A 22,889-nucleotide genomic window follows, 5' to 3' on the forward strand; every position below is an offset into this window, starting at 1 on the left:
AAGCGCGGCCTTATAGGCCGCCAACCCACCGGAATCAAAGGGCCGTGAGGCTTCAAGGTAGCACTGTAGAGATAGCCACCCCAACGGTCCGTGCCCAGATGTCGGGCATTGTTAACCCTGATTTCATTCCGGACTGCGAAAATACCGTCCGCCCGCCCCCCGACAAGAGAGACCTGATGGCATTCGGATTGTTTCGGAAGCGTCTGCCTGATGCGGCTGCGCCGGCGGCCACCCCGCAGACTGCGCGGCCGGCGGCCATGTCCGAGCCCGGCCCGGCCCATGAGGGCGATTCGGCCAGGGAAATCCTGGAACTGCTGGAACTCGAGCTCGGGGCCATGATCCGCCAGCTCGAGCGCGCCGCCAATTCGGTGGCCGGCGGCGCCGAAGCGACCGCCGCGACACTTTCCGCCATTCGCGACCGCACCGACGCCCTGACCGGCCGCACCAACGCCGCCCAATCGACCGCATCGACCTTCGCCCATGCCGCCGACAAGTTCACCCAGTCCGCGCAAGGCATCGGGGCGCAGGTCCGGGAGGCCGGCAAGCTCGCCGACGAGGCCAGCGCCGCAGCGCAAGAGGCGCGCGCCAATGTCGACCGCCTGCGCGAGTCCTCCGCCGCCATCGGCAACGTTGTCAACCTGATCGCGCAGATTGCGCGGCAGACCACGCTGCTCGCGCTCAACTCGACCATCGAGGCCGCGCGCGCGGGCGCCGCGGGCAAGGGATTTGCGGTGGTCGCGACCGAAGTGAAGGCGCTCGCGGTGCAGACGCAAGGCGCGACGGAAGAGATCACAAAAAAGATCGACGCCCTGCAGCGCGATGCCGCCGGCTCGGCGGAGGCCGTGCACCGCATCTCGCAGGCGATCGAGGCGATCCGCCCGGTGTTCGAGACCGTCAATGGCGCGGTGGCCGAGCAGAACGCCACCACGAGCGAAGTCTCGGGCAATGCCGCGAGCGCCTCGGACTTCATCATCTCGGTCGGCGAAAGCGCGGCCGAGATCGACGCCGCGACCAAGGCGGCCGAGACCCATGGCGAGAGCGTCGCCAGCGCCGGCAAGGCGGTCACCACCTTCGCCCGGAAGCTGAAATCGCGCTGCGCGGTGCTGCTGCGCCAGAGCGAGCATGACGACCGCCGCAAGACCGAGCGGCTGCCCTGCCATCTCAAGCTCGAGAGCCTGCGCGGCGTGATGCCGGTCTATGAAATTTCGATGGAGGGCGTGCTGATCGGCGGCGCAGACGCTGGCCGGCTGGCGCCGCAGGCGATCATCGAAGGCACGCTCGAACAGGTCGGTGCCTGCCGCCTGCGCGTGACGGAGCAATCCAAGGCCGGCGCCCGCGCGCAATTCGTCAACCCCAATGCCGAGCTCTGCGAGAAGATCGAGGACAAGCTCTGGTCGATCCACGAGGAGAACACCGAGTTCGTCACCCGCGCGATGGAGGCAGGCAATGCGCTGACCGCGATCTTCGAGCAGGCGGTCGCGCGCGGCGAGATCAAGGTCGACGACCTCTTCGACACCGACTATGTCGAAATCGCCGGCACCAATCCGCAGCAATTCCGCACCCGCTATCTGGACTGGGCCGATCGCGCGCTGGCGGCGTTCCAGGAAGCCTTCCTCGCCAAGGACCCGCGCATGGCGTTCTGCGCCATGGTCGACCGCAACGGCTTCCTGCCGGTGCACAACAAGATCTATTCGCATCCGCAGCGGCCGGGCGATGTCGCCTGGAACACGGCCAACTGCCGCAACCGGCGCATCTTCAACGATCCGGCGGGGCTCGCCGCCGCACACAACCAGCGCTCGTACCTGGTCCAGAGCTATGCCCGCGACATGGGCAACGGGAACACGGTGATGATGCGCGAGATCGACGTGCCGATCCGCGTCAAGGGCCGGCACTGGGGCGGATTCCGCACCGCTTACAAGCTGTAATGCCCTCTCTCGTGCACTCCTGGGCAAGACGCCGTCCGCGAATCATCCTCTAAAGTCGAATCTGGAATGGGAATGCCGCGGAGAGCCGCTTCTCGGCTCTGACTGGAGAAAGCCCGTACATGTCCCTTGCACAACTTGCAGTACTGGACACCGGATCCAACCGGACGCTTGCCGAACGGCTGATCGACCAGCTCGCCGACCGCATCGGCGGTCTCGGCGTCGAGCTCGCCGACATTGCCGGCAACGTCCAGGAAGTCGCCAACCGCGTCGCCAACCAGTCGGAACGGTTCCATCACCTGCAGAAGACGGCGGAGACGATGGTCTCGGCCAATCACGACATCGCCAACGCATCGCAGGCGGTGCAGACGACGACGTCCGCGGCGGTCGGCGAGATCGCGCAGTCGCGCAGCGCTGTCGATACCGCCGTCAGCCACATCTCCGAACTGGTCGCGGCCGTGGAGCGGATCGAGGCGCGCCTCAGCGCGGTGGGCTCGGCGCTGGCGCAGGTGGCAAAGGTGTCCGGCTCGATCGAGGCGATCGCGAAGCAGACCAACCTGCTCGCGCTCAACGCAACCATCGAAGCCGCGCGCGCCGGCAATGCCGGCCGCGGTTTTGCGGTGGTCGCGAGCGAAGTGAAGAATCTCGCGGAAGCGACCCGCCAGGCCACGCATCAGATCTCCGACACCGTGCGCGATCTCGACGGCCAGATCGAAGGCCTGATCGGCGAAAGCAGCGACGCCTCGCAGCGCGCCAAGACCGCCGGCGAGGGTGCGCAGCAGATTTCCGGCATCATCTCGCGCGTCCAGCAGGGCTTCGCCTCCGTGGAAGCGGAGATTGACAGCGTCACGCGCGCGGCGACCTCCAATCTCGGGCACTGCGACACCGTCATCAGCGAGCTCAACGAGCTCGCCAAGGGCGTCGACCTGTCCTCGCGCGATCTTAGGAACGCCGACCAGCGGGTGGCCAAGCTGCTCGACGCCTCCGAAGGCCTGATCGCGCTGATCGCCGACAGCGGCGTGGAGACGTCGGACGCGCCGCTGATCCGTGTCGTGGTCGAGACCGCCAAGCGGATCTCGGCCGAGTTCGAGGCCGCGATCGACCGCGGCGAGATCACGCTCGACCAGCTCATGGACGAGAAATACCGCGAGATCCCCGGGACCGATCCAAAGCAGTACAACACGGCCTATGTCGAGTTCACCGACCGCGTGCTGCCCGCGATCCAGGACCCGATCCAGAAGTCCGATCCGCGCATCGTGTTCTGCGTCGCCTGGGCCAAGGGCGGTTACCTGCCGACCCACAATCCGAACTACCGCCTGCCGCAGGGCAAGGACCCGGTCTGGAACAACGCCAACTGCCGCAACCGCCGCCTGTTCACCGATCGCGCGGTGAAGAAGGTCGCGGCCAACACCAAACCCTTCCTGCTCCAGACCTATCGCCGCGACATGGGCGGCGGGCAGTTCGTGCTGATGAAGGACCTGTCCTCGCCGATCGTGATCCGCGGCAGGCACTGGGGCGCCTTCCGGATGGGCTTTCGCCAGAGCTGACGGCCGCCGCGACGGCGTTGCGCCGTCCCTGAATAAAAAAGCTCGAAAACAACCCCATGCACAGTAGCCGGGGTGTGCGGAATCAATGGCTTGGAGCAGGATGAAGAGACTCAGCTAGCGCCCCGACGGAGGTGCGTTCCCTCCCCCCTTGCGGGGGAGGGCTAGGGAGAGGGGTAGCCCAGCAACAGGTGCCCGTTGTTGATGACGCACCAAGGGCGAATGCGCGACGGAACGAGTCCCCGTGTGGCACCCCTCTCCCTGCCCCTCCCCCGCAAGGGGGGAGGGAACGGAGAGAGTTGTGCCATGCCGTCAGCCGAGCCAGATCGGACTTCGACTCATCAAACTGCACGCGCCTTGCGAGTCCGTTGCTCCGTCGGGCAAAACAGGAGCATGATGTCATCATCGCGCACGTCGGCTATCCGGCAAATCGGCCATTGCGATTGATCCGTCGAACGACCGTGCTCGCCGTCCGACTTTTCCAATCGCACGACTTTCGTCATTGCACGGCTTTGCGCTTTCGCACGATCGTCTGCGGCGACCATCGACGCTCGCGACGAAAATGCGTCAAAACATGACGATTATCATATCACTTAGCTCATAACCGTTGCAGCGATCGCCGCACAAATTCGTGAACGTCATGGTCTGACGCGCTAAGCGCGCAAATATGCATTGCTGCGAATTTGGAAGCTTCATCGTTGCGCATCGATATGATTATGGTCGCGCGCAAATCGCCGACGCCGCAAGCGCTCGTCGAGCAAGGGGATGCACATGGCAACAACTCTCACCATCAACGGCGAAACGAAATCGTTCGACGCGCCACCTGAAATGCCCTTGCTGTGGGTGCTGCGCGACATCCTCGGCATGACCGGCACCAAGTTCGGCTGCGGCATCGCCCAATGCGGCGCCTGCACGGTGCATGTCGACGGCAAGGCGGTACGCTCCTGCGTGCTGCCGGTCAGTGCCGTCGCGAACCGCACTGTGACCACCATCGAGCATGTCGGCAGCACGCCTGCGGGCGCGAAGGTGCAGAAGGCCTGGCTCGAGGCCGAAGTGATCCAGTGCGGCTATTGCCAGTCCGGCCAGATCATGGCGGCCGCGGCGCTGCTGGCGGCAACGCCCAACCCTGACGATGCCGACATCGATGCCGCGATGGCCGGCAACATCTGCCGCTGCGGCACCTATGTGCGCATCCGCGAGGCGATCAAGCACGCGGCCAACGGCCGGCAGTCGTGAGGTCCGCCATGAATGCACACAACAACCTCTCCCGCCGCGCGCTTCTCACCGGCGGTCTCGCCACCGGCTTCCTGCTCGCCTTCCATCTGCCGCTGCGCGCCGCCGCCAACGAGCCGGCGCAACGCGACGTGACCGACGGCAAGTTCGCGCCCAACGCCTTCATCCGCATCGACGAGACCGGCCGCACCGTGCTGATGATGCCGCAGGTCGAGATGGGCCAGGGCACCTACACCTCGATCTCCGCCGTGCTCGCCGAAGAGCTCGATGCCGACTGGAGCAAGGTCGAGGTCCAGCACGCCCCGCCCAACGACAAGCTCTACGGCAACCCGACCTTCGGCCTGCAGGTCACCGGCAACTCCAACTCGATCCGCGCCTGGTGGCTGCCGCTGCGCAAGGCCGGCGCCACCGCGCGCGCGATGCTGGTGCAGGCCGCAGCCGCCCAATGGGGCGTCGAGCCCGCCAGCTGCACGGCAACGAAGGGCGAGGTCGCGCATGCCGCGAGCAGCCGCAAGCTCGCTTACGGCGCGCTGGCGCTCGCCGCGCAAGGCCAGACGCCGCCGAAGGATGTCGCGCTGAAGGACCCCAAGGACTTCGTCATCATCGGCCAGCCGCTGAAGCGGCTCGACACGCCTGACAAGGTCAACGGCAAGGCCGTCTACGGCATCGATGCGATCCTGCCCGGCATGAAGTTCGCGACCGTGGCCGCCTGCCCCGTGTTCGGCGGCAAGGTCGGCAAGGTCGACGACAGCGCCGCGTTAAAACTCCCCGGCGTGCGCAAGGTCGTGGTGCTCGACGACATGGTCGCCGTGATCGGCGATCACATGTGGGCGGCCAAGAAGGGCCTCGAAGCGCTCAAGATCGAGTGGAACGAGGGACCGAACGCGGAGATCACCACGAAAGACATCTGGGACGATCTGCGCAAGGCCAGCCAGAAGGACGGCGCGATCGCCAAGTCGGACGGTGACATCGCCAAGGCGCTGGCCAGCGGCGACAGGTTCGAGGCGGCTTACGAGCTGCCGTTTCTGGCGCATGCGTCGATGGAGCCGATCAACGCTACCGTCCACGTCAGGCCGGATGCCTGCGAGATCTGGACCGGCACGCAGATCATGACGCGCGTGCAGTCGGAGGCGGCGAAGGCCGCGGGCCTGCCGGTCGACAAGGTGATCGTCAACAACCATCTGCTCGGCGGCGGTTTCGGCCGCAAGCTCGAGCCCGACATGGTGATCGCGGCGGTGAAGATCGCAAAACAGGTCGACTACCCCGTGAAGGTGGTGTGGACCCGCGAGGAGGACATCCAGCACGACGTCTATCGTCCGGTCTATCGCGACCAGATCACGGCGTCGCTGGTCGACGGCAAGATCGCGGGCTGGAAGTACAAGGTCGCCGGCTCCGCCGTGCTGGCACGCTGGCTGCCGCCGGCGTTCCAGAAGGGCATCGACATCGACGCAATCGATGCCGCGGTCGATGCGCCCTACGACTTCGCCAACTTCCACGTCGAATATGTCCGCGCCGAGCCGCCGGCGGTGCCGACGGGCTTCTGGCGCGGCGTCGGCCCCAACAACAACGTGTTCGCGGTCGAATGCGCGATGGACGAGCTCGCGCGCAAGGCCGGCAAGGACCCGATCGAGTTCCGCAAGTCCATGCTGACCAAGAACCCGCGCATGCTCGCGGTGCTCAATCAGGTCGCGGAGAAATCCGGCTGGGGCCAGCCCCTGCCCGCACGCGTCGGCCGTGGCGTCTGCGTGCAGCCGTCATTCGCCAGCTTCATCGCGACGGTGGTCGAGGCCGAGATCGACGACATCGGCGAGATCGTGCTCCGCCGGATCACCTCGGTGGTCGACACCGGCATCGCGGTCAACCCTGATACGGTGAAGGCGCAGATCGAGGGCGGCCTGATCTTCGGCCTCACCGCCGCACTCTATGGCGAGATCACCATCGACAAGGGCCGCGTGCAGCAGTCGAACTTCCACGACTACCGCATGATGCGCATCAACGAGACGCCGAAGATCGAGGTGATCGTCGTGAAGAGCGGCGAGGCCCCCGGCGGCATCGGCGAGGCCGGCGTCAATGCCGGACCGCCGGCGCTGCGTAACGCGATTTACGCGGCAACAGGCGTGGCGCTGCGGCGCCTGCCAATCGATCGGAAACTGCTGGCTGCGGGGAAGAAGGCATGAGCGGCAGGATGCGTATCCTCACGAGCCTCATTGTGATCGCCATCGTCGCGGTGGCGCTCGGAGTCTGGATCATCCGCGGGCCCGGCCCGCTCGACTTTGCCGGCGGCAGCAAGGTGGCGCTGGCGGACTATCGCGCCGGCAAGCCCACGGGCGTACCGGCCAGGCTGGAGAAAGCGAGCCTGGTCGAGCGCGGTGAGTATCTCGCCAAGGCCGCCGACTGCATGGTCTGCCACACCAAGCCGGGCGAGAAGGACTATTCCGGCGGCCTCGCCTTCAAGCTGCCGTTCGGCACGCTCTATTCGACCAACATCACGCCGGACAAGGACACCGGCATCGGCAATTACAGCGACCAGGATTTTCTGAACGCGGTCCAGCACGGCCAGCGCCGTGACGGCGCGCGGCTCTATCCGGCGATGCCCTACGCGTCCTACACCTTCATGACGGACGAGGACGTGCTGGCGGTGAAGGCCTATCTGTTCAGCCAGCCGGCGGTGCGGGCCAAGGCGCCTGATAACACGCTGTCGTTCCCGTTCAACCAGCGCTGGGCGATGATGGTCTGGTCGGCGGTGTTCAATCCGGACACGCGCTTCACGCCGGATACCTCGAAGAGCCCGGAGTGGAACAGAGGTGCGTATCTTGCGGAGGCGCTGGCGCATTGCGGCGAGTGCCACACGCCGCGCAATCTCGGCTTCGCGCTCGACAACCGCAAGAAATTCGCCGGCGCGATCACCGCGGGCTGGCGCGCCTTCAACATCTCCTCGGATAAGGCCACTGGTCTCGGCAACTGGAGCGACCAGGATCTGATCTCGTACCTGTCACTCGGCCATGCACCGGGGCATGGCTCGGCCTCGGGGCCAATGGGTGAAGCGGTCGATCACAGTTTTAGCCAGTTCGCGCCCGAAGACATCAGCAGCATCGTTGCCTACCTGCGCAGCGTGCCGCCGCAGCCCTCGCCCGACCTGCCCGCCACCACGGCACCCGTCGCCCCCGCCTCGCATCGCGACGGCGTCACGGCGGACGCGCGCGGCAAAAAAGTGTTCGCCAGTGCCTGCGCCAGCTGCCATGGCTGGAGCGGCGAGAGCCCGGTCTCGCCGATGGCAACGCTGACCGGCACCTGGGCCGTCAACGACCCCGCCGCCACCAACGTCGCGCAGATCGTGATCTCGGGCACCAAGCGGCATACGCCGGATGGCGCGCTGTCGATGCCCGCGTTCGGCAATGCCTATACCGACGACGAGATCGCGGCGGTGGCGAACTACGTCACGGCGCGGTTCGGTGCGAAGGGCTCGAAGCTGACGGCGAAGGACGTGGCGGAGCTGCGGGGGCAGACGGCGGAGTAGCGTAAGGCGAGATTGACGAGTGATCGCACGTCAATCTCCGCCGTCGTCCCGGACTAGCGCAGCGAAGCGAAGCGCAGATCCGGGACCCATACCCACAGGGAGTGGTTTGGCGAAGACTCGGAGTGGGAGCTGTGCCCCACACTACTCCCTTGGGTTATGGGTCCCCGCGTTCGCGGGGACGACACTGAATTTGACGCGCCGCCGTCGTTAGCTCAACCAGTATCGTAGGGTGGGCAAAGCGAAGCGTGCCCACGCACTGTTGAAGATGGAGAGAGATCGTGGGCACGGCGCAAGTGCGCCTTTGCCCACCCTACGATACTGCCCGTGTTGAGAGATCACCCCACCCCGCTCGCGCTGCGCGCGATCGACCCTCCCCCTCCAGGGGAGGGTGGCAGTGGTGTTCGCCGCGCGAGCTAACTCAACCAGAACTTCGGCGTCGCCGGCTCCAGCCGGCCGCCGACGCGCACCGGTGCGATCTTCAGCGCGAGGCCCGTTGCGTCGTCCGTCTCCACGGCGACGCCGCTGAGCGTCGCGGCGCCCGCGGCCGGCTCGAAGCGGCTCGACGGAATCCCTGATGTGAACCGGCGCAGCGGCTCTTCCTTCTGCATGCCGATGATGGAGTCGTAGTCGCCGGTCATGCCGGCATCGGTCATGTAGGCGGTGCCGCCCGAGAGGATCTGGTGGTCGGCGGTCGGCACATGCGTATGGGTGCCGACGACGAGGCTGGCGCGGCCGTCGCAGAAGAAGCCGATGCCCTGTTTCTCGCTGGTTGCCTCGCAATGGAAATCGACGACGATGGCATCCGCGGCAACGCCGAGCGGGCAGGCGCCGAGCTCGCGCTCGAGCGCGGCGAAGGGATCGTCGAACGGGGTCATGAAGACGCGGCCAAGTGCGTTGACGACGAGGGCGTGCTTGCCGTTCTTGGTCTCGACCAGAGCGGCGCCGCGGCCGGGCGTGCCGCGCGGATAGTTCGCCGGACGCACCAGGCGGTCGGCGCGCTCGATGAACACCAGGGCTTCACGCTGGTCCCAAGAGTGATTGCCGAGCGTCACCGCATCGGCGCCGGCCTCGATAAACTCCTGGTAGATCGCTTCCGTGATGCCGAAGCCTCCGGCTGAATTCTCGCCGTTGACCACGACGAAATCGAGCGACCAGTCCTTGACCATGCCGGGCAGATATTCGGCGACGGCCTCGCGCCCGCTACGGCCGACGACGTCACCCACGAAGAGAATGCGCAACTTCAGAACTCCGGAAATCGAACACGTCCGATTCCGTTAGCACATAATCCAGCGCCACGTCGTGGGATAGTGCCGGAACCGCCTCGATCTCCTGCGCTGCAAACGCAAGGCCGATACCGACGATGTGCTTGGTCTTGCGCAAATGCGCGAAGGTGAAATCGTAATGCCCCGCGCCATAGCCGATGCGATGGCCGAGGCGGTCGAAGGCGGCGAGCGGCGTCAGCATGATGTCGGGGATGACTTCCGCGGCTGCAGGCGACGGCTCGGGAATGCCGAGCGGGCCGAGCATCAGGCGGTCGTTCGGATGGAAGATACGGAAGATCAGCGACTGGCCGCGCGCGGTGACGCAAGGCAGCGCCAGCCTGGCGCCATGCTCCGCAAGCGTCTTCAACAGCGGCATCGGATCGATCTCGCTGCGGATCGGCGAATAGCCGGAGACGATGCTGCCCGGCAGCAGCTCGAACGGCAGTCCGCGCTTGGCGAGCTTTGCGGCCGCTGCCGTGCGCTTCTTTTCGCTCAGCGCATCGCGCTTGGCGAGGGCCTTGGCACGGAGTTCGGCTTTCGTATTTGACATGCGCGTTTTCCCCCGAAGCGGAGCCCTGCTCCGCCGCCATCACCCGCCTCGTGCGCAATCGCGCACCAGGCGAGCGATCCGATATTGCAGAAACGCCAGTGCAAGAACCTCGACGCCGCGGCATGACACCGAGCCTCAATTGAACCGCAAGCGTGTCGGGGACGCAATTCGACAGGCACGAACCAGAAGAAAACAGTGCGAAGCCGCGTACGCCGTTGAAGCACTCGATCCCGGAGTTCCCTACGAAAGTAGGTGGGCACCATATGTCCGGGCCCACGGGCCCGGCCAGGGACAGTTCCCTAAAGGATCGATAAGGCCCCGGGGATATATGGCTCCTGACGCACGTCGCAGCCTCGCCCGCGCAATGTAACAACGATACTGACGAATCGCCAGCCCGGCGAGCGCGTCGCTTTCGCGGCCCTCACGGTGTGCCCACCCTCCCCTGGAGGGGGAGGGTCGATCGCGCGTAGCGCGAGCGGGGTGGGGTGATCTCTCCACACGGACAGCGCCCGAGTGGAGAGATCACCCCACCCCGCATCGCATTCCGCTGCGCTCCATGCGTTGCGACCCTCCCCCTCCAGGGGAGGGTAAGGCTCGGACACATCGAGAAAACCAAATGCGATCCGCAGTCCCTACCCGATCGCGATCCCGTTGCCGACGGTCCGGTTCAGGACCTGGGTCGACTTCTCGATGCGCTCGGCGGCGGCGTTCAGGGCGTTCACCACCGCGGTCTGGGTCATGCGGGCGCGCTCGACCGCGGCATTGCGGAAATCCCGGAGCTCGGTCAATTCCTGCTCGAGGGTGCGGACACGGTTGCTGGTGTCGATCAGCTCGTCGCAGACGGTCAGCGCAGCCATCACGGTGAGCCGCGCATCGCCGATCTCGCCGAATTTTCCGCGCAGCGACTGAATGCGCGTCTCCAGGGTTTCGGCGAGCTTGAGCAGCCGCACCTCCTGGCCCTCCTCGCAGGCCATGCGGTATTGCCGGCCGTTGATGGTGACGTTGATGTGGCTCATCCATCCTCTCCGGTATCGAGCACCGAGCGTATCGTGACGATCGCGGAATCCAGCCGGTCGGAGATCTCGCGATTGGTGCGCTCGAGCTTGCGCGCCTTCACCAGCGCGCCGTCGAGCTCGTCGGCAAGCCGCGAGCGGTCCGCACCCAAGGCCTGGATTCGCGCCGCAAGCTCGTTCTCGTCGCGATCAGCATCGCGCCGCCGCTCGACCGCGCTTTCGAGCGCATCGAGCGCCGCCATGAGTCTGCGGGTCGCGATCTCGATCTCGACGGCGGACGACTCCGTCATGGCAGAGCTGTTGGACACGCGATCGTTCATGCAGTCAGCGGCGGAACCTGGCGGCCTTTGCCCAGTGGCCTTTCCCTGGAGCTTGCCGCCCGGCAAAAGACTCGGTTCGGCAAGCGGTTAGAAGCAGAAATTTACGTGGCAAGCTAGCCAAGCGCAACGCCGCCCCGAAATTGTGCACCGATAGATCGGAAGGCATCGTCCGGATCCGTCAATTCCTCCCGGTGCAATCCCGGGGGAAAACCGGGCTCCACAGAGGCAACTTTTACGGTCAAACGGGCGTTTGATTGCCTTGGACTCCCGGAACTGAGGTGCTATCCCAGCCCCGACCTCCAGCAGCCGAAAGGCTCCCTCCCCGCGCGGGCGTGCACGCCAAGCGCCTCATTTCAGACGGATTTCAGACATGACGCAGGTCGACCACACCCGTATGGCCAACGCCATCCGCGGCCTTTCGATGGACGCTGTCGAGAAGGCGAAATCGGGTCATCCCGGCCTGCCGATGGGCGCCGCCGACATCGCCACGGTGCTGTTCACGCAGTTCCTGAAATTCGACGCCACCGCACCCGCCTGGCCGGACCGCGACCGCTTCGTGCTGTCGGCCGGCCACGGCTCGATGATGCTCTATTCGCTGCTGTATCTGACCGGCAATGCCGAGATGACGCTGGACCAGATCAAGCAGTTCCGGCAGGTCGATTCGCTGACCCCCGGACATCCCGAGAATTTCCGCACCAAGGGCATCGAGACCACGACCGGCCCGCTCGGCCAGGGCATCTCGACCGCGGTCGGCATGGCGCTCGCCGAGAAGATGCTCGCCGCCGAGTTCGGCAAGAAGATCGTCGACCACCACACCTATGTGCTCGCTTCCGACGGCGACCTGATGGAAGGCGTCTCGCAGGAAGCGATCGCGATGGCCGGGCACTGGAAGCTCGCCAAGCTGATCGTGCTCTATGACGACAACGGCATCTCGATCGACGGCCCGACCTCGCTCGCCGATTCCGTCGACCAGGTGAAGCGCTTCAAGTCCGCCGGCTGGGCCGCCGAGAAGATCGACGGCCAGGATCAGGCCGCGATCGCCGCTGCGATCACCCGCGCGAAAAAATCCAACAAGCCGACGCTGATCGCCTGCCGCACCACCATCGGCTTCGGCGCGCCGAACAAGGCCGGCACCTCGAAGGTGCACGGCGAGGCGCTCGGCGTCGACGAGCTCAAGGCGGCAAAAGAAAATCTCGGCATCTCGCTCGAGCCGTTCGCGGTCGCCGACGACGTGCTGAAGGCCTGGCGCGCGGCCGGCAGCCGCGGCGCTACGGCGCGTCAGGAATGGGAAGCACGGCTCGGTGAGCTCGGCAGCCGCAAGCGCGCCGAGTTCGAGCGCCGCCTGCGCCATGAGCGTCCGGCCTCGCTGGCAAAGGCGCTGCGCGCGCACAAGAAGGAGCTGCTGGAGAAGCCGCTCGTTGCCGCCACGCGCAAATCGTCGGAAGCGGCGATCGAGGCGATCGCAGCCGCAATGCCGATGGAATTTTTGGCGGGCTCGGCCGATCTCACCGGCTCCAACAACAACAAGGCGAAGTCGGCGACCGCCTTCTCCGCCAAGACGCCGAAGGGCCGCTTCATCCATTACGGCATCCGCGAGCACGGCATGGCCGCCGCGATGAACGGCATCTTCCTGCACGGCGGCTTTGCGCCGAACGGCGCGACCTTCCTCGTCTTCACCGATTATGCGCGTCCTGCGATGCGCCTTGCCGCGCTGATGGGCGCCGGCGTCGTCTACGTGATGACGCACGACTCCATCGGCCTCGGCGAAGACGGCCCGACCCATCAGCCGGTCGAGCATCTCGCCGCGCTTCGCGCCATGCCCAACATGCGCGTGTTCCGCCCCTGCGATTCCATCGAGGTGGCCGAGTGCTGGGAACTGGCGCTCAACCGCGTCGACGGTCCGACCGTGCTGGCGCTGACGCGGCAGAACCTGCCGCAGCTCCGCACCACCGCACCGAACGACAATCCATGCGCGGCCGGCGCCTATGAACTGGTTCCGGCGCAGGGCGAAGCCAAGGTGTCTCTGTTCGCGTCGGGCTCCGAGGTCGAGATCGCCGTTGCCGCGCAGAAGCAGCTCGCCGAACGCGGCATCGCGTCACGGGTGGTGTCGGTGCCCTCGCTCGAGCTTTTGTTAGCGCAACCAGAAGCCAAGCGCGCCGCCATCATCGGCAATGCGCCGGTGAAGATCGCAATCGAGGCCGCAGTACGCTGGGGCTGGGATGCCGTGATCGGCCAGGATGGCGAATTCATCGGCATGCATTCGTTCGGCGAAAGCGGTCCGGCGAAGGAGCTTTACAAGCATTTCGGCATCACCGCCGAGGCTGCGGTTAACGCTGTGCTGAAGCGCGTTAGCTGAGAGTTGAGCTTGTCAAAAAAAAGGACTACGTAACGTCTCATATGATCAAGCCCCCGCCCGGCCGAACCGGGCGTCCGCCCTAAAAAACCCACGCAGGCGCGCGAAGCGCGTTGTGCGGGACGACAACGGCATTGAAGGAGACGAAACATGGCAGTCCGCGTCGGAATCAACGGTTTTGGCCGCATCGGCCGCAACGTGCTGCGCGCCATCGCCGAGTCAGGCCGCAAGGACATCGAGGTCGTCGGCATCAACGATCTCGGCCCGGTCGAGACCAATGCCCATCTGCTGCGTTTCGACAGCGTCCATGGCCGCTTCCCCGGCACCGTGACCGTCGATGGTGACTCGATCAACCTCGGCGGCGGCAAGATCAAGGTGACCGCCGAGCGCGATCCCTCGAAGCTGCCCTGGAAGGATCTCGGCGTCGACATCGCGCTCGAGTGCACCGGCATCTTCACCTCGAAGGACAAGGCCTCCGCGCACCTGACCGCCGGCGCCAAGCGCGTGCTGGTCTCCGCGCCCGCCGACGGCGCCGACGCCACCATCGTCTACGGCGTCAACCACGACACGCTGACTAGGGATCATCTGGTCGTCTCCAACGGAAGCTGCACCACCAACTGCCTCGCGCCGGTCGCCAAGGTGCTGAACGATCTCGTCGGCATCGAGACCGGCTTCATGACCACGATCCACGCCTATACCGGCGACCAGCCGACGCTGGACACGCTGCACAAGGATCTCTACCGCGGCCGCGCGGCTGCGATGTCGATGATCCCGACCTCGACCGGCGCCGCCAAGGCGATCGGCCTCGTGCTGCCGGAACTGAAGGGCAAGCTCGACGGCGTCGCGATCCGCGTGCCGACCCCGAACGTCTCGGTGGTCGACCTCAAGATCGTCGCCAAGCGCGCGACCGATGCGAAGGAAATCAACGCGGCGATGAAGCGTGCCAGCGAGCAGCAGCTCAAGGGCATCCTCGGCTACACCAGCGCGCCGAACGTCTCGATCGACTTCAACCATGACCCGCACTCCTCGACCTTCCACGAGGACCAGACCAAGGTGCAGAACGGCACGCTGGTGCGCGTGATGTCCTGGTACGACAACGAGTGGGGCTTCTCGAACCGCATGGCCGACACCGCCGTCGCGCTGGCGAAGGTGATCTGAGCGTTACTCTCGTGTCCCGGACGCGGCGCAGCGTGTCTTCACGGCGCGCCGCTGAGCCGGGACCCATGTCCCCCGCGTAGGTCCCGGTTCTGCAGCGCACCGCTTTGCGGCCAGCGCAGCGCCCGGGACAAGAGAGAGTGTCCCATGGCGAACAAATTCCGCACCCTCGACGACGTCGACGTGAAGGGCAAGCGCGTGCTGCTGCGCGTCGACCTCAACGTGCCCATGGACAACGGGCGCGTCACCGACGCGACCCGGCTCGAGCGCGTCGCGCCGACCATCACCGAAATCTCGGACAAGGGCGGCAAGGTCATCCTGCTCGCGCATTTCGGCCGCCCGAAGGGGCGCGATGCCAAGGACTCGCTGAAGCCGGTCGCCGAGGCGCTGTCGAAGGTCGTGAAGAAGCCCGTCGCCTTTGCCGATGACTGCATCGGCGAGCCTGCGGCCACCGCCGTGGCAGCTCTTGGGGATGGCGACATCCTGTGCCTGGAGAACACCCGCTTCCACAAAGAAGAAGAGAAGAACGATCCCGCCTTCGTCGCTGAGCTCGCAAAACTCGGCGACATCTGGGTCAGCGACGCGTTCTCGGCCGCACACCGCGCGCACGCCTCGACCGAAGGCCTCGGCCACAAGCTGCCGGCCTATGCCGGCCGCACCATGCAGGCCGAGCTCGATGCGCTGGAGAAGGCGCTGGGCTCGCCGACCAAGCCGGTCATCGCCATCATCGGCGGCGCAAAGGTCTCGACCAAGATCGACCTGCTCGAAAACCTCGTCACCAAGGTCGACGCGCTGGTGATCGGCGGCGGCATGGCCAACACCTTCCTGCACGCCCAGGGCGTCGCGGTCGGCAAGTCGCTGGCCGAGAAGGACCTCGCGCCGACCGCGCTGCGCATCATGGAGAAGGCGGAAGCCGCCAACTGCGCGATCATCCTGCCGGTGGACGCCACCGTCGCCTATCATTTCGCGGCGAACGCGCCCTCACACGCCTATGGCCTCGATGCGATCCCGGCCGACGGCATGATCCTCGACGTCGGCCCGCAATCGGTTGTGCGCGTCCAGGCTGCGATCGACGACGCGGCAACCCTGGTCTGGAACGGCCCGCTGGGAGCCTTCGAGCTGCAGCCGTTCGACCGCGGCACCATGGCGGCCGCCAAGCATGCCGCCGAACGCACGAAGGCCAAGAAGCTGATCTCGATCGCGGGCGGCGGCGACACGGTTGCAGCCCTCAACCAGGCCCATGTGGCCGGTGATTTCACCTATGTCTCGACCGCCGGTGGCGCATTTCTTGAATGGATGGAAGGCAAGCCCCTGCCCGGCGTCGAAGTCCTGCGCACCAAGTAATTCGTCGGCAAGAAACAAGCGGCCCTGTAGGCCCAAACGGAGAAAAACACACATGGCTCGGATCACGTTGCGTCAATTGCTCGACCATGCTGCGGAGAACGATTACGGCGTACCGGCCTTCAACATCAACAACATGGAGCAGGCGCTGGCGATCATGGACGCGGCCAACCAGGTCGACGCGCCCGTCATCATCCAGGCCTCGCGCGGTGCGCGCTCCTACGCCAACGACATCATGCTCAAGCACATGATGGACGCGGTCACCGAGATCTATCCGCACATCCCGGTCTGCGTGCATCTCGACCACGGCAACGAGGCCGCGACCTGCATGACCGCGATCCAGGCCGGCTTCACCTCGGTGATGATGGACGGCTCGCTCAAGGCCGACGGCAAGACGCCGGGCGACTGGGGCTACAATGTCGGCGTCACCAAGACCGTGACCGACATGGCCCATCTCGGCGGCATCTCTGTCGAGGGTGAGCTCGGCGTGCTCGGCTCGCTCGAAACTGGCATGGGCGACAAGGAAGACGGCCACGGCGCCGAGGGCAAGCTCAGCCACGACCAGCTGTTGACCAATCCGGACGAGGCCGTGAAGTTCGTGCAGGAGACCAAGGTCGACGCACTCGCGATCGCGATGGGCACCTCGCATGGCGCCTACAAGTTCACCCGCAAGCCCGACGGCGACATCCTCGCCATGAACGTGATCGAGGAGATCCACCGCAAGCTGCCGAACACGCACCTTGTCATGCACGGCTCCTCCTCGGTGCCCCAGGACCTGCAGGACATCATCAACGCCTATGGCGGCAAGATGAAGCCGACCTGGGGCGTGCCGGTGGCCGAGATCCAGCGCGGCATCAAGCACGGCGTGCGCAAGATCAACATCGACACCGACAACCGCATGGCGATGACCGGCCAGATCCGCAAAGTCCTGAAGGACAATCCGGAAGAGTTCGATCCGCGCAAGTACCTGAAGCCGGCGATGGAGGCGATGACCAAGCTGTGCAAGCAGCGCCTGCAGGAGTTCAATACGGCGGGCCAGGCCTCCAAGATCAAGAAGGTGCTGACCACCGCCGAGATGGCCAAGCGCTACGCCAAGGGCGAGCTCGATCCCCGCGTCGCGTAGCGATCGCGTGGTGGCTTTGAGCCTATCTGGCACGGCCGATCCTTTCCCCTCGCCCCGCTTGCGGGGAGAGGGTCAGGGTGAGGAGGAGTCTCCCCGGGGGCGGTAGCAGACGGACTCGCGGAGAGTCCCCCTCACCCGGATTTTACGCTACGCGCAAAATCCGGCCTCTCCCCGCAAGCGGGGAGAAGCGAAGAACCCAGCCTCCCCCCTTACCCTGCGACGAACGTTAACTCGGAATTTGCCCGAGAACGGTCTATTTTCACAGGCAAGGGCAGAATCGTTTTGGGAGGACCTCTCGATGAATCTGACTGAGCTCAACAGGATCGCGGCCGCCATGGTCGCGCCAGGCAAGGGCATCCTTGCCGCCGACGAATCCTCCGGCACCATCAAGAAGCGCTTTGACGCGATCGGCGTGGAATCGACTGAGGCCAACCGCCGCGACTATCGCGAGATGCTGTTCCGCTCCAACGAAGCCATGAGCCAGTATATTTCCGGCGTGATCCTCTATGACGAGACGATCTGGCAGACGGCCGCGGACGGCACGCCGCTGGTGAAGCTCATCGAGCAGAGCGGCGCCATTCCCGGCATCAAGGTCGACGAGGGCACGCAAGGCTTACCGATGTGCCCCGGCGAGCTGGTCACCGTCGGGCTCGACAAGCTCGCCGAGCGGCTGAAGAAATATTACGAGCGCGGCGCGCGCTTCGCCAAATGGCGCGCGGTGATCGACATCGGCAACGGCATCCCCTCGATGACCGCGATCAGCGTCAACGCCCATGCGCTGGCCCGCTATGCCGCGCTATGCCAGGCCGCACAGATCGTGCCGATCGTCGAGCCTGAGGTGCTGATGGACGGCGACCACGATATCGATCGCTGCTATGACGTCACCCAGCGCGTGCTCAACAAGACGTTCCAGGAATTGCGCGTGCAGCGCGTCGCGCTCGAAGGCATGGTGCTGAAACCGAACATGGCGATCTCAGGCAAGAAGTCACCGAAGCAGGCCTCCGTCGAGGAGGTCGCGGAGAAGACGATCCGGCTGCTGAAGGCCTGCGTGCCGGCGGCGGTGCCGGGCATCGCCTTCCTTTCCGGCGGCCAGTCGGACGAGGAGGCAACCGCGCATCTCAACGCCATGCACAAGCTCGGTCCGCTGCCCTGGGGCCTGACCTTCTCCTACGGCCGCGCGCTGCAGGCCGCGCCGCAGAAGGCTTGGTCCGGCAAGGCCGAGAATGTCGCGGCCGGCCAGCGCGCCTTCAGTCATCGCGCCCGGATGAACGGCCTCGCCTCCAAGGGCGAATGGCAAAGCAGCCTGGAAAAGAAGGCAGCCTAGATCTTGTCGAACAAACCGCCTCCGCCGCGCCCGGCGCCGCGCCTCTATCTTGCGACGCCCGTCGTCGATGATCCCGCTGCGCTCGTCGCTGAATTGCCGGGCCTGCTCGCCGCCGCCGACGTTGCGGCCGTGCTGCTGCGGCTGAAGGAGACCGACCAGCGCGGCATGATCTCGCGCATCAAGGCGCTGGCGCCGCCGGTGCAGAAGGCGGGCGCCGCGCTGCTCGTCGACGGCCATCCCGAGCTCGTCGCACGTGGCGGCGCCGACGGCGCACACCTGCCCGGCATCGCCGCGCTGAAGGAGGCGCTGCCATCGCTCAAGCCCGATCGCATCGCCGGCGTCGGCGGGCTGACGACGCGGCACCATTCCATGGATGCGGGCGAGATCGGCGCCGACTATTTGCTGTTCGGCGAGCCCGACGCGAAGGGCCAGCGGCCATCGTCGCAGGCGATTGCCGAGCGGCTGGACTGGTGGGCAGAGCTGTTCGAGCCGCCCTGCGTCGGCTATGCGACGTCGCTGGAAGAGGCCTACGACTTCGCCGCCAGCGGCGCCGATTTCGTGCTGGTCGGCGAGTTCATCTGGGCCGATCCGCGCGGGCCCAAGGCTGCGCTGATCGAGGTCGATGCTGCGATCAAGAAGGCCCATGCGGCGGCGCTTGACGGCCAGGATACCGCCGGTCAGGAGCACGGCTAGCGCCCGACATGAAGTTCCCGCGCATCACCATTTTGGCCACGCTGCTGCTCACGGCGCCCGCGGCTGCACAGCTCCAGATCACGCCACCGGCCACGACACCGAGCCCTGCGGCCGAGAAGCAAAAGCCCAAAGCGCCTCCGCCCGCCAAGAAGAAGGAAGCCGCGCCGGCGCCAAAGCCTTCGGCCTCGCCCAAGCCGGCCGCTTCGCCGAAGCCGGCCCTGCCCGCGACCGTGATCCCGGCGCCGCCGACCGACACGCCAGGTGTCGACCTGGTGTTCGGCGCCTACCAGCGCGGCCAGTACAAGACAGCGTTCGAGCTCGCCACCGCCCGCGCCGCAGCCGGCGATCCCAAGGCGATGACCATGCTGGGCGAACTCTATTCCAACGCCATGGGCATCCGACGCGACTACGCCAAGGCGCTGGAATGGTACAAGCGCGCCTCCGACGCCGGCGACCGCGAGGCGATGTTCGCGCTCGCCATGCTGCGCATCTCCGGCCGCGGCGGCCCGGTCGACAAGGGCGAGGCGGTCAAGCTGATGGCCTCCGCCGCCAAGCTCGGCGAGCCCAAGGCGGCCTATAACCTCGCTTTGCTCTATCTCGACGGCCAGACCCTGCCGCAGGACGTCAAGCGTTCCGCCGAGCTGTTGCGCCAGGCCGCCGACGCCGGCCTGCCCGAGGCGCAATACGCGCTCGCGACCTTCTACAAGGAAGGCACCGGCGTGCCGAAGGACCCCGAGCGCGCGGTACGCCTGCTGCAGGCGGCCTCGCTCGCCGACAATGTCGATGCCGAGGTCGAATATGCCATTGCCATGTTCAACGGCACCGGCACGCCGAAGAACCAGCCGGCGGCTGTCGCGTTGCTCCGCAAGGCCTCCCGCCAGGGCAGCGCCATCGCGCAGAACCGCCTCGCCTGGGTGCTGACCAACGGCATGGGCGCGTCCGCGGACAAGATCGAGGGCTTCAAGTGGCATCTGGTGGCCAAGACCGGCGGCAAGGGCGACCCGGAGCTCGACAAGCAATTGTCCGATCTGCCGGCCGACGACCGGGCCAAGGCGGAGGCCGCCGCCAAGAAATGGCTCGGGACCAAATGACTTGACGCGGGGCCCCTCACGGGGCACCCAGTCCCTCAAACAGGCGCGATTTCGCGCCATTTCCCCCGATCAAGACCCAGAGCTCATGCTGTACTCCGCCACTATCAACGTCATGGTCAAGGCGGCGCGCCGCGCCGGCCGCAGCCTCAAGCGCGATCTCGGCGAGATCGAGCATCTCCAGGTCTCGCTGAAGGGGCCGGCCAATTTCGTCTCGCTCGCCGACAAGCGCGCCGAGGAGATCCTGTACCAGGACCTCGCCAAGGCCCGGCCCGGCTACGGCTTCATCGGCGAGGAAGGTGGCACCCGCGAGGGCACCGACAAGAGCCACACCTGGATCGTCGATCCCTTGGACGGCACCACCAACTTCCTGCACGGCATCCCGCAATTCGCGATCTCGATCGGCCTCGCCCGCGAGGGCACGGTGATCGCGGGCGTGATCTACAACCCCGCCAATGACGAGCTCTACATCTCAGAGCGCGGCAAGGGCGCGTTCCTCAACGACCAGCGCCTGCGCGTCGCCGGCCGCCGCCAGCTCAACGAATGCGTGGTGGCCTGCGGCCTGCCCCATATCGGCCGCGGCGACCACGAGGAATTCCGCCGCGAGATGACCGCGATCCAGGACCGCGTCGCGGGCCTGCGCCGCTTCGGCGCCGCCTCCCTCGATCTCGCCTTCGTCGCCGCCGGCCGCCTCGACGGCTACTGGGAGCGCAATCTGCAATCCTGGGACATCGCCGCCGGCATGCTGATGGTGCGCGAAGCCGGCGGCACCGTGAGCGATATCGCGACCCCGGGCGACCCGCTGGTGACAGGGCATGTGGTGTGCGGGAATGAGTTCGTGCACGGGGAATTGGTGAAGATTTTGAGGAAGCCTGCGTAAGGTAAGAGCCAAGCCTCACGCTGTGATCATCCGCGAAGGCGGATGATCCAGTATTTCAGAGATGTCAGTTGGATACGGAACGGCCGTGGCGTACTGGATGCTCCGCCTGCGGCGAGCTATATATTTGAGAAGTAAAGCCCCGCGACGGTGAGGGCAGCAAAGATTACCCATGGAACGGCTAAGTCTCGCAAGACGCCGCCCCGACAGGCCGCAGACAGCGTTCCGGGGAGCCAGTAGAGAACGATAAACAGTGTGACCCCTATGCCGCCCCACTTGACATAGCTGGGTTGCTCATCGATCGGCTTTCGGAAATCACACCAAACGTAGAGAGCGCCCGTAAGTATGTAAGCGATCGCAATGGCAGCCACGCTTCTCATGGATCACTTGCTCCTTCCGAAACCGTTGGGTCGGCAGCGCGGCGGCTCGATCTGCAACCACTAAGCGTCGTCATCGTCGGATTCCTCGTCGCGATATTCACCGCCAATGGTCAGGCCCTCGATGGTCGTGGCGCCTTTCTGCTTGATCACCCGGCGAAGCGGGACCGAACTCTCGCTTCGCAATGCCTCCATCAGTTGTTCCGAATGCGTGACAATCCAGATGTCCGCACGGCGTGATGCCCTGGCGATCAGCCGCGCCAACGGCGCCAGCAGCGACGGATGCAGGCTGCTCTCCGGTTCGTTGAGCGCAATGAAGGGCGGCAGCCGATAGCCCATGAACACTGCGAGCAGGCAGATGTATTTCAGCGTCCCATCGGACAATTCGTAGGCCTTGAACGGCCGCGGCATATCTGCCAGCTGCAAATCAAATTCACATAAGCCGTTTTCTGCCCATGCGCGGAGCTCGGCGCCCGGGAATGCATCCTGGATCGCGTCCTGCAGGTCGGTGGCGTCCTCCCGAATGGAATAGAGGGTCGCAAGAGCGGCAGCCAGATCGCTTCCATCGGCACTGAGCGAGGGCGTCGTGATCGCCAGACACGGCTTTCGTATCGGCGACGCCGGGTCGGTGCGAAAGTCATGATAGAACCGCCAGCCCAGCATCGCGTTTCTGATCAGGTCGATTTCAGGGCATTCCTTGCCGTCGGGAAAACCCGCAAGCGCCGTCTCTGACGGCAGCACCGCATCCTTGTGGCTATTCCAGGCACCGCTCTCGCCGCGGACGCTGACGAGCGAATTTTTCCGCTCCATGAGTCGAACCGTTCGCTTGCCTTGCGTCGCCTCGATACTTTCAGCCTTGATCATCGGCTCGCCGGAAAATGCCGCCTCAACCGGGCCGGGAAATCCGAGCTCAATGGAATATCTGAGACGATCGAATCTGGCCGACAAACGCAGTCGCCCATCTTCGCCTTTCTTGCGAAGGCCGGACCAGCAGACGGAATTCAATCCGCCTTCCTCGGCGATCGTGCGCGTTATTCGACCTGCCGCCGCGTCGCGCAACAGCGACAAGGACTTGTAGAGATTGGATTTGCCGACACCATTCTCACCCACGAACACGGACAAGGGGTGAATGGGTATCGAGAGCTGTCGAATGGAGCGATAGTTGGAGATCGCAACGTCGGTCGGACGCATCACACG

General features: G+C 65.6%; 19 protein-coding genes and 1 other RNA gene. 13 read left to right on the top strand and 7 right to left on the bottom strand.

Annotated features, from left to right (window positions below; genetic code table 11):
- Positions 1–176 precede the first annotated feature (176 nt).
- Both XH79_RS17705 and XH79_RS17710 read left to right on the top strand, forming a co-directional pair.
- The gene (locus XH79_RS17705) at positions 177–1,925 is read left to right on the top strand and encodes a methyl-accepting chemotaxis protein (RefSeq protein WP_271582440.1); all 1,749 of its coding nucleotides are present in this window, start codon (positions 177–179) and stop codon (positions 1,923–1,925) included.
- A 119-nt stretch (positions 1,926–2,044) separates the two neighbouring features.
- Positions 2,045–3,469 carry a methyl-accepting chemotaxis protein gene (locus XH79_RS17710; RefSeq protein WP_271582441.1) on the top strand — a complete coding sequence of 475 codons (1,425 nt, stop codon included), beginning with the start codon at positions 2,045–2,047 and terminating at the stop codon, positions 3,467–3,469.
- Between the two features lie 338 nt (positions 3,470–3,807).
- Here XH79_RS17710 and XH79_RS17715 read toward each other — a convergent pair whose 3' ends face one another.
- On the bottom strand, positions 3,808–4,011 hold the full coding sequence (locus XH79_RS17715) for a hypothetical protein (protein WP_271582442.1): 204 nt from the start codon (positions 4,009–4,011) through the stop codon (positions 3,808–3,810).
- Between the two features lie 226 nt (positions 4,012–4,237).
- On the opposite strand from XH79_RS17715, the gene XH79_RS17720 reads away from it, so the two are divergent.
- Genes XH79_RS17720 through XH79_RS17730 form a run of 3 tightly spaced genes read left to right on the top strand, consistent with a single transcriptional unit; the run spans position 4,238 to position 8,216 of the window.
- Positions 4,238–4,702, top strand: coding sequence for a (2Fe-2S)-binding protein (locus XH79_RS17720; protein WP_212344866.1), 465 nt, complete (start codon positions 4,238–4,240; stop codon positions 4,700–4,702).
- 8 nt (positions 4,703–4,710) lie between these two features.
- Positions 4,711–6,876, top strand: a complete 2,166-nt coding sequence (locus XH79_RS17725; protein WP_271582443.1) for a xanthine dehydrogenase family protein molybdopterin-binding subunit — start codon at positions 4,711–4,713, stop codon at positions 6,874–6,876.
- Positions 6,873–8,216 carry a c-type cytochrome gene (locus tag XH79_RS17730; RefSeq protein ID WP_271582444.1) on the top strand — a complete coding sequence of 448 codons (1,344 nt, stop codon included), beginning with the start codon at positions 6,873–6,875 and terminating at the stop codon, positions 8,214–8,216. Before XH79_RS17725 ends, XH79_RS17730 begins: the two co-directional genes overlap by 4 nt.
- A gap of 413 nt (positions 8,217–8,629) precedes the next feature.
- On the opposite strand, the gene XH79_RS17735 is transcribed toward XH79_RS17730, so the two are convergent.
- From XH79_RS17735 to XH79_RS17755, 5 genes are all read right to left on the bottom strand, one after another.
- Complete coding sequence (locus tag XH79_RS17735; RefSeq protein WP_271582445.1) at positions 8,630–9,454, bottom strand: TIGR00282 family metallophosphoesterase; 825 nt, start codon at positions 9,452–9,454, stop codon at positions 8,630–8,632.
- Positions 9,432–10,028 carry a 5-formyltetrahydrofolate cyclo-ligase gene (locus tag XH79_RS17740; protein ID WP_271582446.1) on the bottom strand — a complete coding sequence of 199 codons (597 nt, stop codon included), beginning with the start codon at positions 10,026–10,028 and terminating at the stop codon, positions 9,432–9,434. The genes XH79_RS17735 and XH79_RS17740 overlap by 23 nt, the downstream gene beginning before the upstream one ends.
- Positions 10,029–10,224: 196 nt before the next feature.
- A non-coding RNA gene (gene ssrS / locus XH79_RS17745) (6S RNA) lies at positions 10,225–10,385 on the bottom strand.
- A gap of 275 nt (positions 10,386–10,660) precedes the next feature.
- Entirely contained in the window at positions 10,661–11,044 is a 384-nt protein-coding gene (locus XH79_RS17750; RefSeq protein ID WP_061025095.1) for a cell division protein ZapA, read from the bottom strand.
- Positions 11,041–11,361, bottom strand: coding sequence for a DUF4164 domain-containing protein (locus XH79_RS17755; RefSeq protein ID WP_020608063.1), 321 nt, complete (start codon positions 11,359–11,361; stop codon positions 11,041–11,043). Before XH79_RS17755 ends, XH79_RS17750 begins: the two co-directional genes overlap by 4 nt.
- A gap of 370 nt (positions 11,362–11,731) precedes the next feature.
- Here XH79_RS17755 and tkt point away from each other — a divergent pair, with 370 nt between their 5' ends.
- The 8 genes from tkt (at position 11,732) to XH79_RS17795 (ending at position 21,318) form a co-directional block, all read left to right on the top strand.
- The gene (tkt, locus tag XH79_RS17760) at positions 11,732–13,717 is read left to right on the top strand and encodes a transketolase (RefSeq protein ID WP_271582447.1); all 1,986 of its coding nucleotides are present in this window, start codon (positions 11,732–11,734) and stop codon (positions 13,715–13,717) included.
- A gap of 147 nt (positions 13,718–13,864) precedes the next feature.
- Complete coding sequence (gene gap, locus XH79_RS17765) at positions 13,865–14,872, top strand: type I glyceraldehyde-3-phosphate dehydrogenase (protein ID WP_212344850.1); 1,008 nt, start codon at positions 13,865–13,867, stop codon at positions 14,870–14,872.
- Between the two features lie 144 nt (positions 14,873–15,016).
- Complete coding sequence (locus XH79_RS17770; protein WP_271582448.1) at positions 15,017–16,213, top strand: phosphoglycerate kinase; 1,197 nt, start codon at positions 15,017–15,019, stop codon at positions 16,211–16,213.
- A gap of 52 nt (positions 16,214–16,265) precedes the next feature.
- Positions 16,266–17,333 carry a class II fructose-bisphosphate aldolase gene (fba, locus tag XH79_RS17775; protein ID WP_212344844.1) on the top strand — a complete coding sequence of 356 codons (1,068 nt, stop codon included), beginning with the start codon at positions 16,266–16,268 and terminating at the stop codon, positions 17,331–17,333.
- A 298-nt stretch (positions 17,334–17,631) separates the two neighbouring features.
- Positions 17,632–18,657 carry a class I fructose-bisphosphate aldolase gene (locus tag XH79_RS17780; protein ID WP_271582449.1) on the top strand — a complete coding sequence of 342 codons (1,026 nt, stop codon included), beginning with the start codon at positions 17,632–17,634 and terminating at the stop codon, positions 18,655–18,657.
- Between the two features lie 3 nt (positions 18,658–18,660).
- Complete coding sequence (locus tag XH79_RS17785; RefSeq protein WP_271582450.1) at positions 18,661–19,350, top strand: thiamine phosphate synthase; 690 nt, start codon at positions 18,661–18,663, stop codon at positions 19,348–19,350.
- Positions 19,351–19,358: 8 nt separating this feature from the next.
- Positions 19,359–20,441, top strand: coding sequence for a tetratricopeptide repeat protein (locus XH79_RS17790; protein WP_271582451.1), 1,083 nt, complete (start codon positions 19,359–19,361; stop codon positions 20,439–20,441).
- Positions 20,442–20,526: 85 nt separating this feature from the next.
- A complete protein-coding gene (locus XH79_RS17795; protein ID WP_212344818.1) occupies positions 20,527–21,318 on the top strand; it encodes an inositol monophosphatase family protein in 792 nt (263 codons plus the stop codon).
- Positions 21,319–21,755: 437 nt separating this feature from the next.
- Here the strand turns inward: XH79_RS17795 and XH79_RS17800 are convergent, their stop codons facing one another.
- The gene (locus tag XH79_RS17800) at positions 21,756–22,883 is read right to left on the bottom strand and encodes an AAA family ATPase (RefSeq protein WP_212344802.1); all 1,128 of its coding nucleotides are present in this window, start codon (positions 22,881–22,883) and stop codon (positions 21,756–21,758) included.
- Positions 22,884–22,889 lie beyond the last annotated feature (6 nt).

The organism is Bradyrhizobium sp. CCBAU 45389 (assembly GCF_028128625.1).
GTDB lineage: Bacteria > Pseudomonadota > Alphaproteobacteria > Rhizobiales > Xanthobacteraceae > Bradyrhizobium > Bradyrhizobium liaoningense_B.

What these genes read in the sequence shown, in the direction of transcription:
- XH79_RS17705 (WP_271582440.1), top strand. Translation starts at nt 177, where the DNA reads ATGGCATTCGGATTGTTTCGGAAGCGTCTGCCTGATGCGGCTGCGCCG.
- XH79_RS17710 (WP_271582441.1), top strand. Translation starts at nt 2,045, where the DNA reads ATGTCCCTTGCACAACTTGCAGTACTGGACACCGGATCCAACCGGACG.
- XH79_RS17715 (WP_271582442.1), bottom strand. Translation starts at nt 4,011, where the DNA reads ATGGTCGCCGCAGACGATCGTGCGAAAGCGCAAAGCCGTGCAATGACG.
- XH79_RS17720 (WP_212344866.1), top strand. Translation starts at nt 4,238, where the DNA reads ATGGCAACAACTCTCACCATCAACGGCGAAACGAAATCGTTCGACGCG.
- XH79_RS17725 (WP_271582443.1), top strand. Translation starts at nt 4,711, where the DNA reads ATGAATGCACACAACAACCTCTCCCGCCGCGCGCTTCTCACCGGCGGT.
- XH79_RS17730 (WP_271582444.1), top strand. Translation starts at nt 6,873, where the DNA reads ATGAGCGGCAGGATGCGTATCCTCACGAGCCTCATTGTGATCGCCATC.
- XH79_RS17740 (WP_271582446.1), bottom strand. Translation starts at nt 10,028, where the DNA reads ATGTCAAATACGAAAGCCGAACTCCGTGCCAAGGCCCTCGCCAAGCGC.
- XH79_RS17750 (WP_061025095.1), bottom strand. Translation starts at nt 11,044, where the DNA reads ATGAGCCACATCAACGTCACCATCAACGGCCGGCAATACCGCATGGCC.
- XH79_RS17755 (WP_020608063.1), bottom strand. Translation starts at nt 11,361, where the DNA reads ATGAACGATCGCGTGTCCAACAGCTCTGCCATGACGGAGTCGTCCGCC.
- tkt (WP_271582447.1), top strand. Translation starts at nt 11,732, where the DNA reads ATGACGCAGGTCGACCACACCCGTATGGCCAACGCCATCCGCGGCCTT.
- gap (WP_212344850.1), top strand. Translation starts at nt 13,865, where the DNA reads ATGGCAGTCCGCGTCGGAATCAACGGTTTTGGCCGCATCGGCCGCAAC.
- XH79_RS17770 (WP_271582448.1), top strand. Translation starts at nt 15,017, where the DNA reads ATGGCGAACAAATTCCGCACCCTCGACGACGTCGACGTGAAGGGCAAG.
- fba (WP_212344844.1), top strand. Translation starts at nt 16,266, where the DNA reads ATGGCTCGGATCACGTTGCGTCAATTGCTCGACCATGCTGCGGAGAAC.
- XH79_RS17780 (WP_271582449.1), top strand. Translation starts at nt 17,632, where the DNA reads ATGAATCTGACTGAGCTCAACAGGATCGCGGCCGCCATGGTCGCGCCA.
- XH79_RS17790 (WP_271582451.1), top strand. Translation starts at nt 19,359, where the DNA reads ATGAAGTTCCCGCGCATCACCATTTTGGCCACGCTGCTGCTCACGGCG.
- XH79_RS17795 (WP_212344818.1), top strand. Translation starts at nt 20,527, where the DNA reads ATGCTGTACTCCGCCACTATCAACGTCATGGTCAAGGCGGCGCGCCGC.
- XH79_RS17800 (WP_212344802.1), bottom strand. Translation starts at nt 22,883, where the DNA reads ATGCGTCCGACCGACGTTGCGATCTCCAACTATCGCTCCATTCGACAG.